This is a genomic window from Oxalicibacterium sp. (assembly GCF_035565035.1).
Lineage (GTDB): Bacteria > Pseudomonadota > Gammaproteobacteria > Burkholderiales > Burkholderiaceae_D > Oxalicibacterium.
This window is the reverse complement of the sequence record NZ_DATMTD010000002.1, coordinates 1-16,630: the sequence shown is the minus strand read 5'-3', so window position 1 is coordinate 16,630 and position 16,630 is coordinate 1. Positions and strand designations below refer to the sequence as shown.

The following is a 16,630-nucleotide window of genomic DNA, read 5'->3' as shown; positions in this document are numbered from 1 at the left end:
TCTGACGCTGCCGATTTTGCAGTGCCTGAAATGGATTAGAAATGAAAGCTGTTTGAGCGAAGCGAGTTCTTTCATTTCCCATTTCAGGTGCTGCAAAATCGGGAACCCGAAGGGCAGCGGCTTCGCGGTCGCCTTCTTTTGCTTACTTTTCTTGGCGAAGCAAGAAAAGTGAGTAGCCGCCGGGCTACCCCCGGCACGCCATAATATCCACTTACATTGAATCGATACTCATGCTCGCAATAGTCGCTGCCAGCGCTGAACCTTGAGTTTGACGGCGTGTTCATCGACTGTTTGTAATTTACGATCCGAGAGCAAACACTTCCCCTCCACCCACACATGCGTCACCCGATGCCCCACCGACGCATAAACCAGATGTGAAACCGGGTGATAAACCGGCTGCAATTCCAGATCGTTGAGCGCGACGGCAACAATGTCGGCGCGCTTGCCGACTTCCAGACTGCCGACCAGCTTGTCGATGCCGAGCGCCTTTGCGCCGTTCAGCGTCGCCATGCGCAAGGCCGCGTGCGCATCCAGCGCCGCGGCGTTGTTGCCGACGGTCTTTGCCAGTAACGCGGCCATTTTCATTTCGCCGAACATGTCGAGATCGTTGTTGCTGGCGGCGCCGTCGGTGCCGAGTGCGACGTTGATGCCGGCTTGCTGCAGGCGATCGACCGGACAGAAACCGCTGGCGAGTTTGAGATTCGATTCCGGACAGTGAATGACGTGCGCGCCGGTCTTTTGCAGCAGTGCGATGTCGCTGTCGTCGATCTGCGTCATGTGCACGCATTGCGTGTGCGGCGTCAGCAAACCGAGGTTCATCACGCGTTGTATCGGGCGGATGCCATGTTGACGCAAGGACTCTTCGACTTCGCCTGCCGTTTCGTGCAGGTGAATCTGCATGGTCATGTTCCGTTCCTGCGCCAGCGCCGCGATTTTTTCCAGCCAGCGATCCGATACAGTGTATGGCGCGTGCGGGCCGAAGCCGACGCTAACGAGCGGATGCGTGCGCATCTTTTCTTCCAGCGCCAAACCCTTGGCGAGATAGTCTTCCGGCCCGTTGCCCCACGCCGTCGGAAAATCGAGAATCGGGAACGATACCTGGCAACGCATCTTTGCGGCTTCCGCCGCCTGCGCGATTTCTTCGGAGAAGAAATACATGTCGCTGAAGCAGGTCGTGCCGCTCTTGATCATCTCGGCGATCGCCAGTTCGGTGCCGTCGCGCACGAATTCGGCATTGACCCATTTCTTCTCGGCCGGCCAGACGTGATTGTTCAGCCAGTCGTCCAGCGGCTTGTCATCGGCAAAGCCGCGCAGCAATGTCATCGCGGCATGGCCATGCGCGTTGATCAATCCGGGCAGCAGCACATGGTCGTCGAGTCGTACGGTGCGATTGGCGCGATAGCGTTCGTCCGCTTCTTTTTGCGGCAGCAGCGCGACGATCGCACCCTGATCGATGGCGATGGCGTAATACTCAAGCACCTGCCGTGCCGGTTCGATCGGGATGATCCAGCGGGCGTGAATGAGAAGATCAATGGATGTCATGGGGAGGCCGTCGATGCGTTGTTCTTGCCGGATGCGATCCGGAACTCAATACCGGGTTCAGTATGGCTTGCGCGTCTTGCGCGGGGCGTTGGCGAACAACCGGTCATACAGCCAGTTCGGCAGCACCTTCAGCAGTTTTGCGATCACGCCCATCTGCCACGGAATCACGCGATAGCTGGTGCCGGCAGCGATCGTCGCTGCCGCCTGTTCGGCAAACTGTTCCGGCGGCATCAGGAACGGCATCGCATACGTGTTCACCTGTGTCATCGGCGTATCGATGTAACCCGGCGCAATCGTGACGACCTTGATGCCGCTCTGCATCATTTCCAGTCGCAATGATTCGCAATAAACACGCACCGCCGCTTTCGATGCGCTGTAGGCACCGGCGCCCGGCAAACCACGCACGCCGGCGACGCTGCTGATGCCGACCAGACGGCAACCGGTGTCGCCGGCTGCAGCCTGCTTCTGCATCGCGGCGATGAATGGCGTGAAGGTGGCGACGGTTGCGGTGACGTTGGTGGCAAACACTTGCTGGAAAGCGGGCAGGTCTTCCACGTATTCGGTCAGCGTGCCGCGCGAGACGCCTGCGTTGGCGATGACGATGTCGATACCGTCGCATGCGGCAATGAAGTCGGCAGCCGCAGTTGCCAGCGCTGCGTGATCGTTGACGTCGAGCGGATAAATGCGATGACGCTCCGCACCGGGCAGGCTGTCGACCAGTTCACGCAGTGCAACGCCGCGACGTGCGGCCAGGCCGAGCGTTGCGCCCTGCGCTGCATATTCTCGCGCCAGCGCTGCGCCCAGTCCGCTGGATGCGCCGGTAATGAAGACACGCCTTGTTGTACGTTCCATCAGCGTTCCAAATTAAAAAGTCCGCCCTCTTGCGAGAAACGGACTTGAGATGACGACATGCTGCGCGAGAAAGCCGCGGCAGCGATAACGATTATTTTGCGGACTTGGCGACCAGGAAATCCATCACCTGGAAGGTGGCATCGAACAGCATCGATTCCGGACGGTTGCCCAGCTTCGCGCCGACGATGGCCGGCGACGTCAGGTAGCGGCCATCGATGGCGACTGCAGGTACGCCGTCGATCTTGTACGCAGCCTGCAGTTGCGCAGCGCGCTGTACCTTGGTTTGCACGCCGAAGGAGTTGTAGACGTCGGCAAACTTCTTGGCGTCGACGCCTTGCTTGGCGATGAAGTCGGCGATCTGCTTGTCGGTATCAAGCTGCTGGCGTTCGACGTGGATCGCGCGGAAGACTTTGGCGTGCATCGAATCGACCAGGCCCATGGCTTCCAGCGTGAAATAGAGCTTCTGCTGTGGAATGAAGGAGTCGCGGAACATGACCGGCACGCGCTTGAAGACGATCTTGTCGCCCTGCTTTTTTACCCAGGCTTCGAGCGACGGTTCGAGCGCATTGCAATGCGGGCACGAGTACCAGAAGAATTCGGTGACTTCGACTTTCTTGCCGCTGTCGGTTTGCTGCGGTTTTTCCAGCGTGCGGTAATCGGTGCCGTTGACCGGCGCGGACGGCGATGCGCCGGCGATGGCCGTAAACAGACTCAGACTTGCAACCGCCAGCAGTTTTTGAAACAGACGCATGATTTCCCTTTCAGTGATTTGCCTTACTTGCCGATCCGCACAACCGCGACATCGACGCCGTTATCAGACAGTTTGCTGCGTACCCGGTTCATTGTTTCCATCTGGCTGAAAGGACCGATGCGTACGCGATACAGCGTGCCGCCACCGTTATCGGCAGGGCGTTCGGAGACGTTCGCCTCGAAGCCGAGCAGCGCGAGCTTGGCTTTCATGCTTTCCGCATCGGCCTTGGCGCGGAAGGCACCGGCTTGCAGGAAATACACCCACTTGTCTTCATCGTCGCCCGGCTTGGCCGCATTGTTCTGCGCCGGCGGTGCCTTGATGGTGTTTTCGATCACGGTTGGCGCCGGAGCGGTCTGCGCCGGTTGCGGTGCCGCAGGCTGCACCGGCGCATTGGCTTTTTTGCCATACAGAGGCTTGTTCGGATCGGCGACGTCGCCGGCCGGTTGCGTGATCTTGTCGGAATGGCCGAACTTGTTGGTGAACGGCAGCGGTGTCTTGGAGATCACCATCGCCACGCCGACCGCAATGCCGAGGCCGATGATCAGACCGATGATGAGGCCGAGCAAGGTGCCGCCGGCCTGCTTTTTGAGATTCGTCATGTGTTCGTTTTCCTGTTACATCCGGGCCGGCGCAGAAACGCCAAGCAGGGAAAGACCGTTGCGCAGCACGTGGCGCGTGGCGACCAGCAGTGCAATACGCGCCATCTTCAATGATTCGTCATCGACCAGCACGCGTTCTGCATTGTAGTAGCTGTGCAGTTCGCCTGCCAGATCGCGCAGATAGAACGCAACCTGATGCGGGCCGAGTTCTTCCAGCGCCTTCTGCAGCACTTCCGGATACTCGGCCAGTTTCGCCAGCAGCGTCGCTTCACGCGGCGCCGTCAGAGGCGACAGATCGATATTCGCCAGCGCGGCTTCATCGCCGTTCCACTTTGCCTGGTTCAGCACCGAGCAGATCCGGGCGTGCGCGTATTGTACGTAGTAGACCGGATTTTCGTCCGATTGTGCCAGCGCCAGATCGACGTCAAACACGAACTCGGTATCGCCCTTGCGCGAGATGAGGAAGAAACGCACGGCATCGCGGCCGCGTGTAAGGTCACGATCTTGAAACGCACGTTCTTCGCCTTCCGGTGTTTCACCGGTCGACCATTCGATCAGATCGCGCAACGTGACGTACGAACCGGCGCGCTTGGAAATCTTCACTTCCTCGCCGTTCTTCATCACGGTGACCATCTTGTGCAGCACGTAGTCCGGGTAGCCTTGCGGAATGCCCATGTCGAGCGCCTGCAAGCCGGCACGCACGCGGGCGATGGTGCCGTGGTGGTCGCTGCCCTGCACGTTGATCGCCTGCGTGTAGCCGCGTTCCCACTTGACGGTGTGATACGCGACGTCCGGTACGAAGTACGTATACGTGCCGTCCGACTTCTTCATCACGCGATCCTTGTCGTCGCGATAGTCGGTCGTGCGCAGCCACAGCGCGCCGTCCTGTTCGTAAGTCTTGTCAGCCTTGATCAGCGCGTCGACGGTCTTGGCAACCATGCCGTCGGCGTAGAGCGACGATTCCAGATAGTAGTTGTCGAACTTGATGCCGAACGCCTGCAAATCCAGATCCTGTTCGCGGCGCAGGTAGGCGACGGCGAAGGCGCGGATCGATTCGATATCGTCGACGTTGCCGCTGGCGGTGACCGGCTTGCCGTCGCTGGCTGCCACGGTTTTCTTCGCGAGGAAATCGTTGGCGATGTCCTGGATGTAGTCGCCGTTATAGGCGGATTCGGGCCAGCCTTCGACGCCCGGTTTCAGGCCCTTGGCGCGCGCCTGCACCGAAGTCGCCAGCGTGGCGATCTGCACGCCGGCATCGTTGTAGTAGAACTCGCGCGTGACGTCGTAACCTTGCGATTGATACACGGCCGACAAGGCATCGCCGAGCGCGCCCTGACGACCGTGGCCGACGTGCAGCGGGCCGGTCGGATTGGCGGAGACGAATTCGACGACGATCTTCTTGTTGTTGCCGAGCTTGCTCTTGCCGTAGTCGGCACCTTGTTGCAGCACGGTCTTGACGACTGCCTGTTTCGACGCGGAAGTCAGGCGCAGGTTGATGAAACCGGGACCGGCAATTTCTGCCGACGCGATCAAATCCTTGCCGGCAGGATTGGCTTGCACGGCATCGACCAGCGCTTGCGCGACTTCGCGCGGATTCTTTTTCAGCGGCTTGGCGATCTGCATCGCGAGATTGCAGGCGACGTCGCCATGAGATGGATCGCGCGGACGTTCCAGCACGACGTTCGGATTGAGTTCGGTGCCGGCGACCAGTGGCGCGACGGCATCTTGAAAGAGTTCGGTAATGCGTTGTTTTTGTGCTGCGAGCATGGGATGGTGCGCGCCGCGACGGCGCTGCCTAATGAGAGAAACGGATAAATAACGATTTTAAAAGCAATCACCGGTCAAAAGCGGATGAAAAACGACTCGAAACCGGCTTGAAAACAATAGACGGCATTATACCGGCTCGGCCACCGCGCAACGATGACGACGGCGTGACCCAGGCATCGCCGATTTTTTTGCCTTAACAGGAATCAAACACATGATTGGCGCAATCCGTTTAACCTGCTAATGTTTATTCAACATGTCGCCCAAAACATCGGCGGCATTGTCGGTTTTAATCAATATAACTACGCGAGCCCGACACAGATAAACGTCCCAACCTGACGCCCGACCTTTTTCATCGCGAACCCAACGGAGACTGCCATGCTAGAACTCTTATCCGACCCGCATGCCTGGATGGCCCTGATTACCCTGACCGCACTGGAGTTGGTGCTCGGCATTGACAACATCATCTTCATCTCCATTCTGGTAGACAAACTGCCGCAGGAAAAGCGCGAGTTTGCGCGCAAGCTGGGGCTGTTCATCGCGATGTTCATGCGCATCGGCCTGCTGATGATACTGGCGTGGATTGTCGGACTGGTGGAGCCGTTGTTCACGATTCTCGGACAGGATATTTCCGGACGCGACCTGATCCTGATTTCCGGCGGCCTGTTCCTGATCTGGAAGAGCACGGCGGAAATCCATCAGTCGCTGGAAGGCGAGGAAGGTCATACGTCCAATGTCGTGAAGGCGACATTCACCGCGGTCATCCTGCAGATCATGGTGATCGACATGGTGTTCTCGCTGGATTCGATCATCACCGCCGTCGGCATGGTCGACCACATCGAAGTGATGGTGGCCGCCGTCATCCTGTCGGTCGGCATGATGATGCTGTTCGCCGGCCCGATCGGACGTTTTGTCTCCAATCACCCGACGATCAAGATCCTGGCGCTGGCCTTTCTGGTCGCGATCGGTGTCGTGCTGATTGCAGACGGCTTCGGTCATCACGTTCCGAAAGGCTACATCTACACGGCGATGGCCTTCGCACTGATCGTCGAACTGATCAACATCCGCATGCGCGCAAAGACGTCACGCCCGGTGCAACTGCACGCGCCATACGCCAATTCGGATCACGAGAAAAAGTAAGGTGAAGAAAATGCGGGCGGCATTGCCGTGCGCATTCAACCTGTCAATCGGCGGCTTGTCCGCCGATTTTTTGCGCAGTACGTATCGATGAAGCGCGACATGCGAAATGCCTGCGGCTCCCACGAATGTACAGACAGGCGATGCGTGGCGAGAAAAACGTAGGTCTGGGCCATTGCCCTTGCACCCGATGCCAGCGTGACGGTCACGGTTTCGCGTCGGTATTCGCTGCCTTCGAACGCATCCAGCGCCACGATATCTGCCATGTCGACATCCCGATACAGCACACCTTCCACTGTCGCCGCAACATCCGGCACCACACCGGGATAGGTATCGTCGATCAGCGCAAAACGCGCGTGATCGTGCAAGACCGCGGGTTCCGAACGATACGCACCGCGTACCACGCGTTGCCAGATCGCCGGAAACATCAGTGAACCGTAAGTGAAGACGTGCATTGCGACGTGACGAAATACGCGGGCAACCGCGATCAGTGCGACGCCCGGCGTTGCTGGCGTTTGTGCCAGCGATAGCGCGCCTGCAGATGCCAGATCACGTTGACCAGCACGTAACCGACGAAGGCGGAAACGACGGCAATGACGGCGAGTCCGGCCATCAGTTGCGGACCCACGCTTTGCACCCAGTCGATGATGTTGGCAAACCAGCTGCCGACTTCGGCCTGCTCGTTGGCAACCTTGTTGACCATGCCGGGATTGAGCGAGATGGTCGTCGGATCGTCGTCACCCAGCATCAGGTTGCCGAGCCGGTACGCCGCGTAATACAGCGGCGGTACGGTGAAGGGATTGGTGGCAAAGGTGGCGAACGCGGCGACCGGCAGATTGACGCGCACGAGAATCGCGCCGATGGCGCCGAACAGGATTTGCGCGAACGGAATCAGGATACCGACGAATAATCCGACAGCCAGTCCGCCAGCCACGCCGCGCCGATTGAACTGCCAGAGAAAATGGTGATGCAGATAGGCGCTGAACGGTTTCAGGAAGCGATTTTCCTGGATGCTCTGCGACGTCGGCATGTGCTTGAAAAACCGGGTGCGACGCATGAAAGAATTGCTCCTGAAGCATGGACACAAAAAAGCGCCGACTGAAACGGCGCGACCGCAAAATTATGACACGCAAATGCCGGCGGGATTCGCGGCGAATTTATTTATCCGGTTGCCCGAAAGCTATTTTGCTCTGGGCCATTGTCTTCTTGCCACCGCCACGACCACCCAGGTCAGTGCAAAACCCATTGCGATCGACAACACGAAGTTGGTCAGACCGCGCTCGTACCGCAACTCGATCACGCCATTGAACAGCAACGTAAACAGATACGGAAACGCACGACACAGCAATACCGGCAGTGTTGTGCGTCGGGCATCCTGGTGAACCGCCACCACAACGGCGAACGCGTAGACCGCAATCCAGAACGCGACACCGACCGCCACCAATAAGATATTCATCGATACTTCCCTTGTTTTAACCGGTTCCCGGTTGTTGTTCGTGTGCTTATGCGTTCGTTTTCATTCTGCAATCTTGCCTGACGGCAGCGCTTGCCGCCGACTTCACTGCCGTTTTCGCGGCGCGTACAATGCCCTGATGGATATCACACTGCCCGAACTCGAACAGGTCATCAATCACTGGCGCATGTTGCGTCCATCCACCGGCGAAGAACGCGCACTATCGCCGGAAGTCGACGGACTGGCCGAACTGTATGCGCTGATGATCTTCAATCATGTGAAAGCGACACCGCTTGTATCGCTGCCGCCGGCGTGCCGGCAATTGATCGAGGCATGGCGCAAGCAGGCTGCCTGATCATTGCTTGTTGCGCATTTGTGCGCGGCCTGTGTGCGGCTCTTCCTTTCTTCACTGCATTTCCATGACGCCATTCATGCGCCATTGTTTACCGGTCAGGCCGCCAGATGTCGCGCCTGCCGATGCAACGCCGTCTGTTCAGCCTTGCGTATCGCCTGCTGCTTGAGCTTCGTGTTGGCTTGACCCGCATAGTCGCTACGCAACAGCGTGGTCGCATCGTTTTCATCCATGCCTTCTTCCACCAGCCATTGCGTCACCAGCACGGCCAGTCGCTCCAGCGCAATGCGACTGGTCGCGTCGGTTGTCGCGTACAGCCAGTTCGACAGGCGCATGAAATTGGCGAAGGCCGAATCGCCTTCCGCTCGATGCAGGATCAGCGGCAATGTGTGTGCAAACCGTCCGGAGTTCGCAATCAGATCCCAGTAGCGCGCAAAGCGCACCAGTTGCTGCATCTCGCCAAAATCGATACGGTCGGTCGCCAGAATCGTGTACGGCGGATACGGATCGAACACCATCTTGTATTCGTCGGTATGACGAATGATCGGGGTACCGCGCAGGCGCTTCAGGATGCCGAACTGGATCTCGTGCGGTTGCAGCGCCACCAGCTTGTCGAAGCCGCGCGCAAAACTCTCCACATCTTCGCCAGGCAAACCCGCAATCAGATCGACGTGCAAATGCGCGTGCGAGTGTTCGCACAACCAGCGAATGTTTTCCGCCGCTTTTTCATTGTTCTGCTTGCGGCTGACCAGCGCCTGTACCTCGGGATTGAAACTCTGGATGCCGATTTCGAACTGCAATGTACCGGCAGGGAATTTCATGATTCCCTCCTTCAGCGCATCCGGCAGATGATCGGGCACGACTTCGAAATGCGCATAAACCGGATCGTCGGGATGGGCTGCCAGCTTGTCGAGGAAGAACTGCATGATCTTCAGGCTCGACTTGATATTCAGGTTGAAGGTGCGATCGACGAACTTGAACAGCCGCGCGCCACGTGCATGCAGCGATTCCAGCTCGCCGAGAAACTGGTCGAGATCGAACGGCCACGCCGTCTTGTCCAGTGCCGACAGGCAGAACTCGCATTTGAACGGACAGCCGCGCGATGCTTCGACATACAGCGTGCGATGTGCAATGTCCTCGTCGCTGTACAGGTCGTAAGGCAGCCTGATGTCCGCCAGCGGCGGCTGCACGCCCGCGTGGATTTTCATCAGCGGCTTCGGCCCGTTCAGAATCTGTCCGCACAGTTGCGGGAACGTGACGTCGCCCCAGCCGGTGACCGTGTAATCGGCCAGCTTCACGATTTCCTGCTCGCTTGTTTCGTACGACACTTCGGGCCCGCCGAGCACGACAATCACTTCCGGCGCGACGCGCTTCAACAATGCGACGACCTTGGTCGTTTCCTCGATGTTCCAGATATAGACGCCGAAGCCGATGATGCGCGGCTTGTGCGTCAACAGGCGCTCGACCACATCCGTCGTGCGAACGCCGATGACGAATTCCTGCAGTGTTGTCTGTTGCTGCAAGTCGCCCATGTTCGCCAGCAGATAGCGCAGGCCGAGCGAGGCGTGCGTATAGCGGGCGTTGAGCGTGGAAAGCAGAATGGTCATGAAGACAACAGCGGAAGGAACGGAATGAAGCCGCCATTTTACGCCGTGGACAGGACATTCCGGCAGCAATCCTCACATGGCTGGTCGAAGCAGAAGAATCGGTATAAGGTGCTGCTCCAATGACAATTGCATTTTCGCGGTCCCGGCCTTATCGAACCATGCCTATCTTCTCCTGCATTCTGCGCCGACTCCTTCCATTTCTGGCATTGGCCGTTCTGTTTCATGGTGCTCAGGCCGCAGAGTCGTCGTCGCGCCTGGTCGACATCGATCACGCTGCCTGCCGGGCGTTGCACGACAGCGGCGTCATGCATGCGACCGCGCCGGTGCGTTGCGATCAACTGCGCATCGTGCGATTTTCCTACGTCGGTTTCGACGGCCGTCAGCATAACGATGGCGAAATCATGGTGATGGCGGCAGCGGCCGAACATGTGCAGGCAATTTTCGATGCGCTGCTCAAGCGCAAATTCGCCATTGCCGGCGCAAGGCTGATGAACCGTTACAACGGTGACGATCAGGCATCGATGCGCGACAACAATTCGTCGGCTTTCAACGATCGCGCGGTGATCGGCGCTTCTGCACCGTCGCTGCATGCGTACGGTCTCGCAATCGACTTGAACCCCGTCCAGAACCCCTTCCTGCAATTCGGCGAGGACGGCAAGGCAACGTTCAGTCCGGACGCCGGCAGCCGGTATGCCAACCGTCTGCAACAACGTCCGGGCAAACCCGCGCGCAAGGGCATGGCGGAAGACGTGGTTGCGCTGTTTGCCGAGCATGGCTTCGTCATCTGGGGCGGCGACTGGGATGCGCCGATCGATTACCAGCATTTCCAGACCAGCCGCGCGCTGGCAAAACGGCTGGCCGCACTGCCGGCAGCGGAAGGACGCGCGGTCTTTTCCGCTTATGTGCAGCGTTATCGCTCCTGCATGCGCGAGAAGCCATCCGGCAACGATCGACAGAGCGCCTGTATCACTTCGGCGGAACGTACACAACCGTGAGCAGTCAATCATGGATGACGCTTGACGCCACCATGGACGGCGCGTGTACACTCGCGCATCGTCCGCTGCGATCGTATTTCATTTCCGGAGAGTCCTGATCATGCTTATCAACTGTGTCGCCTACCAGGAAGGCAAGAAACTCGCCGATATTACCGTCGATCAGATCAGCGATTACCTGATGCATCCCAACTGCTTCGTCTGGGTGGCGTTGATGGATGCCGACCCTGCCGAACTGGCGCAGATGCAGCAGGAATTCAATCTTCACGAACTGGCGGTCGAGGATGCGCGCAACGGTCATCAGCGTCCGAAGATCGAGGAGTATGGCGACTCGCTGTTTGCCGTCGTCAAAACGGCCGAAATGATCGACGACACGCTGCACATCGGCGAACTCGACATCTTCGCCGGCAAAAATTACGTGCTGTCGGTACGCAATCGCAGCCGCCACGGTTTTCTCGGCGTGCGGGCACGCTGCGAACAGGAGCCGCATCAGTTAAGCAAGGGCTCGGCGTTCGTCCTGTATGCGCTGATGGACGCGGTCGTCGATCGATATTTCCCCGTGGTGGAAGCGCTGGAAGCGGAACTGGAAACCATCGAAGGCAAGATTTTCGAACCGGGTTCGCAACGCGCCAGCATCGAACAACTGTATGAACTGAAACGTGAAGTCGTGATGATGAAGCATGTCGTCGCCCCGCTGATGGAAGCGGTCGGCCGCCTGTATGGCGGGCGTGTGCCATCGATCTGCGAAGGTACGCGCGACTATTTTCGCGACATCGGCGATCACCTGTATCGACTGAATGCGCTGATCGACGCCATCCGCGACACGATCACCACCGCGATCCAGGTCAACCTGTCCATGGTAACGATCGAGGAAAGCGAAGTGAACAAGCGGCTCGCTGCATGGGCGGCCATCTTCGCGGTTGCCACCGCGTTCTTCGGCTTGTGGGGGATGAACTTCAAGTTCATGCCGGAACTGGACTGGAAGTACGGCTATCCGGCAGCGGTCGTGCTGGTGGCCGGCGTCTGCGGTTATCTGTATTACCGCTTCAAGCGATCTGGCTGGCTGTAGTCAAGGCGCACGAGAGCCGCACATTGACGGTCCGGCCATGATCACTTCTTCGCGTCGCGACCAACCATGCTGAGCGCAACGGCTTCCGCCACGCGGATGCCGTCCATCGCCGCCGACATGATGCCGCCCGCATAACCCGCGCCTTCACCGGCCGGATACAGGCCCTTGGTATTGATGCTTTGCAGTGTGTTGTCGTCACGCTTGATGCGAATCGGCGACGACGTGCGCGTTTCGATGCCGGTCAGCACCGCATCGTTCATCGAGAATCCCTTGATCTGTTTCTCAAACGCAGGCAATGCTTCGCGGATCGCGTCGATGACGTAGGTCGGCAGCGACGGATTCAGATCGCCCAGCTTGACGCCCGGCTTGTATGACGGGATGACGGAACCGAATTCCGTCGACGGGCGATTGGCGATGAAGTCGCCGACCAGCTGGCCCGGCGCATCGTAGTTGCTGCCACCGAGTTCGAACGCCTTCGATTCCCACTGCCGCTGGAATTCCATGCCGGCGAGTGGGTGCCCGGGATAATCGTCGGGCGTGATGCCGACCACGATGCCGGCATTGGCGTTGCGCTCATTGCGCGAATACTGGCTCATGCCGTTGGTGACGACGCGACCCGGCTCCGACGCAGCCGCAACCACGGTGCCGCCCGGACACATGCAGAAGCTGTAGACGGAGCGGCCGTTGCTGGCGTGATGCACGATCTTGTAATCGGCCGCGCCGAGCACGTCGTTGCCGGCGTTTGCGCCGAAACGGCAGGCATCGATCAACGATTGCGGATGTTCGATGCGAAAGCCGATCGAGAACGGTTTCGGCTCGATGTAGATGCCGCGCGCGTGAATCATCTCGAACGTGTCGCGCGCACTGTGACCGATTGCCAGCACCACGTGATCGGTGGCAATGTGCGAACCGTCGGCGAGTTTCAGGCCGCGCACCTGGCCATTATCGATTTCAATGTCGTCGACCTTGCTTTCGAAACGAAACTCGCCGCCGAGTTTTACAATCTCTTCGCGCATCAGTTCGACCATCTTCACCAGACGGAAGGTGCCGATGTGCGGCTTGCTGACGTACATGATTTCCGGCGGCGCGTCGGCCTTGACGAATTCGGTCAGTACCTTGCGACCGTAATGCTTCGGATCCTTGACCTGCGTCCACAGCTTGCCGTCCGAAAACGTGCCGGCACCGCCTTCGCCGAACTGCACGTTCGATTCCGGATGCAGCTCGCGCTTGCGCCACAAGCCCCACGTATCTTTCGTGCGTTCGCGCACGACCTTGCCGCGTTCCAGAACGATCGGCTTGAAACCCGACTGCGCCAGAATCAGCGCGGCGAAGATGCCGCAAGGACCGAAGCCGATCACGACCGGCCGCGTCTTCAGACCGGCAGGAGCCTGTGCGACGAATTTGTAGCTGGTATCCGGCGCGATCGATACGTGACGGTTACCCTTCAGCTTCTTCAGTGCTTGCGCCTCGTTGCGTACTTCAATATCCAGCGTATAGATCAGCGCGATCGCGTTCTTTTTGCGCGCATCGTAACCACGGCGAAAAACCGTATGGCTGATCAGTTCGGTCGGCGCAATGCCGAGGCGCGCGATGATCGCGGCGACGAGGTCGTCATCGGAATGGTCGAGGGGGAGTTGAACATCGGTCAATCGCAACATGCTTGATTCCAGCAAACCCTGTAAAAACTGCGCCTGCCGCCAGGGTTGTGTCGGTCGGCAGCGCGCTATTTTACTCCAGCCGTTTTGCCGAAAATGAATCGATAACCAGCAGGCAGGCAATGCGATGCATGAATCACAACAAAACCGTCAGGCATGTATTTATTTATACGATTTAACAGTATTTTGCGATTGTGCCTCGCACGTGATGATCATGTGAAAAATTCCTTTTTCCCCTCTGAGAACGTCGATGGCCCGATACCGCGCATGCACTTTCGCACGATCTGCGTCGTATTGACGCAAGGCATCGATTTAATTAAGGTGAAATCGAGCCGTTACCACTAATAGGCACAGCAGTACATAACCTAGGCTCACGTCCCATCTTGCCTGCTTCGTTTGATAACAAGACGTTCGACAGAACGCCGGAAGTACAAACTGTAAAAGGAGTGCACATGAACGCAATTGCAGAGTCACCGCGGACCGCCGGCAAACCGGTCGATGCGCCGCTGGAAGTACTGTCATTCAGACTCGGCAACGAAGAGTACGGCCTGTCCATCCAGAAAGTGCAGGAGTTGCGCGGCTACGACGTTGTGACCCGCATCGCCAATGCACCCGACTTCATCAAGGGTGTGGTCAATCTGCGCGGCATCATCGTGCCGATCATCGACATGCGCATCAAGTTCAATCTCGGCACGCCGACCTACGACCAGTTCACCGTTGTCGTGATCCTGAACATCGGCAATCGCGTGGTCGGCATGGTGGTCGACAGCGTTTCCGATGTCATCACGCTGACGCCGGAACAGGTGCGACCGGCGCCGGAAATGCACAGCGCACTGAATACCGATTACATCGTCGGCATCGGCACAATCGATGACCGCATGCTGATCCTGATCGATATCGACCGGTTGATGTCCAGCGCAGAAATGGGCCTGACCGTAGAAGAAACGGCCTGACCGTTCATCGATGCCGCGATCCTGCGGCGAATGCAATTCCGCCAACCACACAAGACGCCGGACGACACACGATTGCCGCAACGACGCACCCATGCATAGATCGAGACAATCATGCTTAAAAACATAACAATCAAATCACTGTTGCTGTTCGTGATGGGACTCCTTTCCGTCCTGCTGGTTTCGACTGGCGTGCTCGGGCTGACCTCGCTCGACACCACCAACAAGGCGCTGCAAAGCGTCTATGACGATCGCACCGTTCCGGTCGGCAATCTGAATACTGTCATCACCAGCGTGATGATGAACCAGATCGATCTGTCAGGGTCCATCTATGGCAACCCCGATCTGGTGATTCCGAAAATGGACGCCATCGAAAAACGTTCGAAAGAAGCGGACGCTGCCTTTGCGGCCTATATGGCGTCCGGGCTGACACCGGAAGAAAAGATCGTGGCCGACAAGTTCAGCGCAGACCGCAAGACCTATACAGAAAAAGCCCTGCGCCCTGCAATCGAGGCATCGCGCACCGGCAACGTGTTGCGCGTGACTGAAATCGTCAACGGCCCGATGGAAGAACTGTTCACGCCGGTACGCACCGGCGTCAGCGACTTGATCGCCATCCAGCTGCATGAAGCGAAGGCGCTGTACGACAGTTCGCAACACCGTTTCGCACTGGTACGCAACATTTCAATCGCGGCCATTCTGTTCGGCGTCGCCGTTGCCGCCTTCATGGCGTTCTGGCTGATCCGCCTGATCGCACGCCCTTTGCATGAAGCGGTCCAGGTCGCGAAAAGCGTCGCCGCCGGCGACCTCACGCAACGCATCCATGTGACGTCGACCAACGAAACCGGCCAGTTGCTGCAGGCACTGAAGGAGATGAACGACAGCTTGGCGCGTACTGTCAGCGCGGTGCGCCACGGTACCGAAACGATCACCGTTGCCTCCAGCGAAATCGCCACCGGCAATGCCGATCTTTCCAGCCGCACCGAATCGCAGGCCGGCTCCCTGGAAGAAACCGCATCATCGATGGAAGAACTGACCTCGACCGTGCGGCAGAATGCCGATAACGCGCGCCAGGCCAACCAGCTTGTCCTCACTGCATCCGAAGTCGCGATCAAGGGCGGCAGCGTCGTCAGCCAGGTGGTGGACACGATGGGTTCGATCAACCAGTCATCGAAGAAAATCGTCGACATCATTTCCGTCATCGACAGCATCGCGTTCCAGACCAACATCCTCGCGTTGAACGCCGCCGTCGAAGCGGCGCGCGCCGGAGAACAGGGTCGCGGCTTTGCCGTCGTCGCCAGCGAAGTGCGCAGCCTGGCGCAACGCAGCGCCGGTGCCGCCAAGGAAATCAAGGAACTGATTGGCGACTCCGTCAGCAAGGTCGACGCCGGCAGCAAGCTGGTCGATGAGGCCGGCGTCACGATGGACGAGATCGTCAACTCGGTCAAACGCGTGGCCGACATCATGAGCGAGATCACTGCCGCCAGCCAGGAACAGAGTTCCGGCATCGAGCAGATCAATCAGGCGATCACGCAGATGGATGAAATCACGCAGCAGAATGCCGCACTGGTGGAGGAAGCCGCTGCCGCCGCACAGAGCCTGCAGGACCAGGCGACCGACCTGTCGCGCGCTGTCAGCATCTTCCGCATCAACAATGACGAGACGCTGATCGCAATGGATTCCCATGCCCAGGCGCCGGCGCTGTCATCCCCTCAAGCAGGCAGGATCGCCGCCCCAGCCGCAAAAGCCGAAACACCGGCAGCACCCCGAGTGTCGGCCAAACCGGCGGCGCCTGTTGCAAAACCGGCTGCGAAACCTGCCGCCCCCGCCAGAAAACCGGCGCTGGCAGATGGCGACGACGGCTGGGAAGAATTCTGATCGCACGCCGAGCGCCGTTTTCCCGGGAA

At 58.7% G+C, this 16,630-nt stretch carries 16 protein-coding genes; 6 read left to right on the top strand and 10 right to left on the bottom strand.

The window, feature by feature from the left end; all coding sequences use genetic code 11:
• Positions 1–228: 228 nt before the first annotated feature.
• The 5 genes from VN114_RS00140 to argS form a co-directional block, all read right to left on the bottom strand.
• Complete coding sequence (locus VN114_RS00140) at positions 229–1,542, bottom strand: TRZ/ATZ family hydrolase (RefSeq protein WP_325510760.1); 1,314 nt, start codon at positions 1,540–1,542, stop codon at positions 229–231.
• Positions 1,543–1,599: 57 nt separating this feature from the next.
• Positions 1,600–2,394: an SDR family oxidoreductase gene (locus VN114_RS00135; protein ID WP_325510758.1), complete on the bottom strand. Its 795-nt coding sequence runs from the start codon at positions 2,392–2,394 to the stop codon at positions 1,600–1,602.
• Between the two features lie 91 nt (positions 2,395–2,485).
• Entirely contained in the window at positions 2,486–3,145 is a 660-nt protein-coding gene (locus VN114_RS00130) for a thiol:disulfide interchange protein DsbA/DsbL (RefSeq protein WP_325510756.1), read from the bottom strand.
• Positions 3,146–3,168: 23 nt separating this feature from the next.
• Positions 3,169–3,744, bottom strand: a complete 576-nt coding sequence (locus VN114_RS00125; RefSeq protein ID WP_325510754.1) for an SPOR domain-containing protein — start codon at positions 3,742–3,744, stop codon at positions 3,169–3,171.
• A gap of 15 nt (positions 3,745–3,759) precedes the next feature.
• Positions 3,760–5,511: an arginine--tRNA ligase gene (gene argS, locus VN114_RS00120; protein WP_325510752.1), complete on the bottom strand. Its 1,752-nt coding sequence runs from the start codon at positions 5,509–5,511 to the stop codon at positions 3,760–3,762.
• Between the two features lie 375 nt (positions 5,512–5,886).
• Between argS and VN114_RS00115 the strand changes: the two genes are divergently transcribed.
• The gene (locus VN114_RS00115; protein ID WP_325510750.1) at positions 5,887–6,648 is read left to right on the top strand and encodes a TerC family protein; all 762 of its coding nucleotides are present in this window, start codon (positions 5,887–5,889) and stop codon (positions 6,646–6,648) included.
• Between the two features lie 35 nt (positions 6,649–6,683).
• Here VN114_RS00115 and VN114_RS00110 read toward each other — a convergent pair whose 3' ends face one another.
• The 3 genes from VN114_RS00110 to VN114_RS00100 all read right to left on the bottom strand — a co-directional run bounded on the left by VN114_RS00110 (position 6,684) and on the right by VN114_RS00100 (position 8,101).
• Positions 6,684–7,100, bottom strand: a complete 417-nt coding sequence (locus VN114_RS00110; RefSeq protein WP_325510748.1) for a gamma-glutamylcyclotransferase family protein — start codon at positions 7,098–7,100, stop codon at positions 6,684–6,686.
• Between the two features lie 32 nt (positions 7,101–7,132).
• Positions 7,133–7,702: a DUF2062 domain-containing protein gene (locus VN114_RS00105; protein WP_325510746.1), complete on the bottom strand. Its 570-nt coding sequence runs from the start codon at positions 7,700–7,702 to the stop codon at positions 7,133–7,135.
• A gap of 123 nt (positions 7,703–7,825) precedes the next feature.
• Positions 7,826–8,101 carry a hypothetical protein gene (locus VN114_RS00100; protein ID WP_325510744.1) on the bottom strand — a complete coding sequence of 92 codons (276 nt, stop codon included), beginning with the start codon at positions 8,099–8,101 and terminating at the stop codon, positions 7,826–7,828.
• Positions 8,102–8,237: 136 nt separating this feature from the next.
• On the opposite strand from VN114_RS00100, the gene VN114_RS00095 reads away from it, so the two are divergent.
• Entirely contained in the window at positions 8,238–8,453 is a 216-nt protein-coding gene (locus VN114_RS00095) for a DUF3717 domain-containing protein (protein WP_325510742.1), read from the top strand.
• Positions 8,454–8,548: 95 nt separating this feature from the next.
• On the opposite strand, the gene VN114_RS00090 is transcribed toward VN114_RS00095, so the two are convergent.
• Complete coding sequence (locus VN114_RS00090) at positions 8,549–10,057, bottom strand: B12-binding domain-containing radical SAM protein (protein ID WP_325510740.1); 1,509 nt, start codon at positions 10,055–10,057, stop codon at positions 8,549–8,551.
• Positions 10,058–10,215: 158 nt separating this feature from the next.
• On the opposite strand from VN114_RS00090, the gene VN114_RS00085 reads away from it, so the two are divergent.
• Both VN114_RS00085 and corA read left to right on the top strand, forming a co-directional pair.
• A complete protein-coding gene (locus tag VN114_RS00085) occupies positions 10,216–11,052 on the top strand; it encodes a M15 family metallopeptidase (protein ID WP_325510738.1) in 837 nt (278 codons plus the stop codon).
• Between the two features lie 100 nt (positions 11,053–11,152).
• Positions 11,153–12,118, top strand: coding sequence for a magnesium/cobalt transporter CorA (gene corA, locus VN114_RS00080; RefSeq protein ID WP_325510736.1), 966 nt, complete (start codon positions 11,153–11,155; stop codon positions 12,116–12,118).
• Positions 12,119–12,159: 41 nt separating this feature from the next.
• Here corA and VN114_RS00075 read toward each other — a convergent pair whose 3' ends face one another.
• The gene (locus VN114_RS00075; RefSeq protein ID WP_325510734.1) at positions 12,160–13,776 is read right to left on the bottom strand and encodes an NAD(P)/FAD-dependent oxidoreductase; all 1,617 of its coding nucleotides are present in this window, start codon (positions 13,774–13,776) and stop codon (positions 12,160–12,162) included.
• Positions 13,777–14,225: 449 nt separating this feature from the next.
• Here VN114_RS00075 and VN114_RS00070 point away from each other — a divergent pair, with 449 nt between their 5' ends.
• Both VN114_RS00070 and VN114_RS00065 read left to right on the top strand, forming a co-directional pair.
• Complete coding sequence (locus VN114_RS00070; protein WP_325510732.1) at positions 14,226–14,726, top strand: chemotaxis protein CheW; 501 nt, start codon at positions 14,226–14,228, stop codon at positions 14,724–14,726.
• A 111-nt stretch (positions 14,727–14,837) separates the two neighbouring features.
• Positions 14,838–16,601, top strand: coding sequence for a methyl-accepting chemotaxis protein (locus tag VN114_RS00065; protein WP_325510730.1), 1,764 nt, complete (start codon positions 14,838–14,840; stop codon positions 16,599–16,601).
• Positions 16,602–16,630 lie beyond the last annotated feature (29 nt).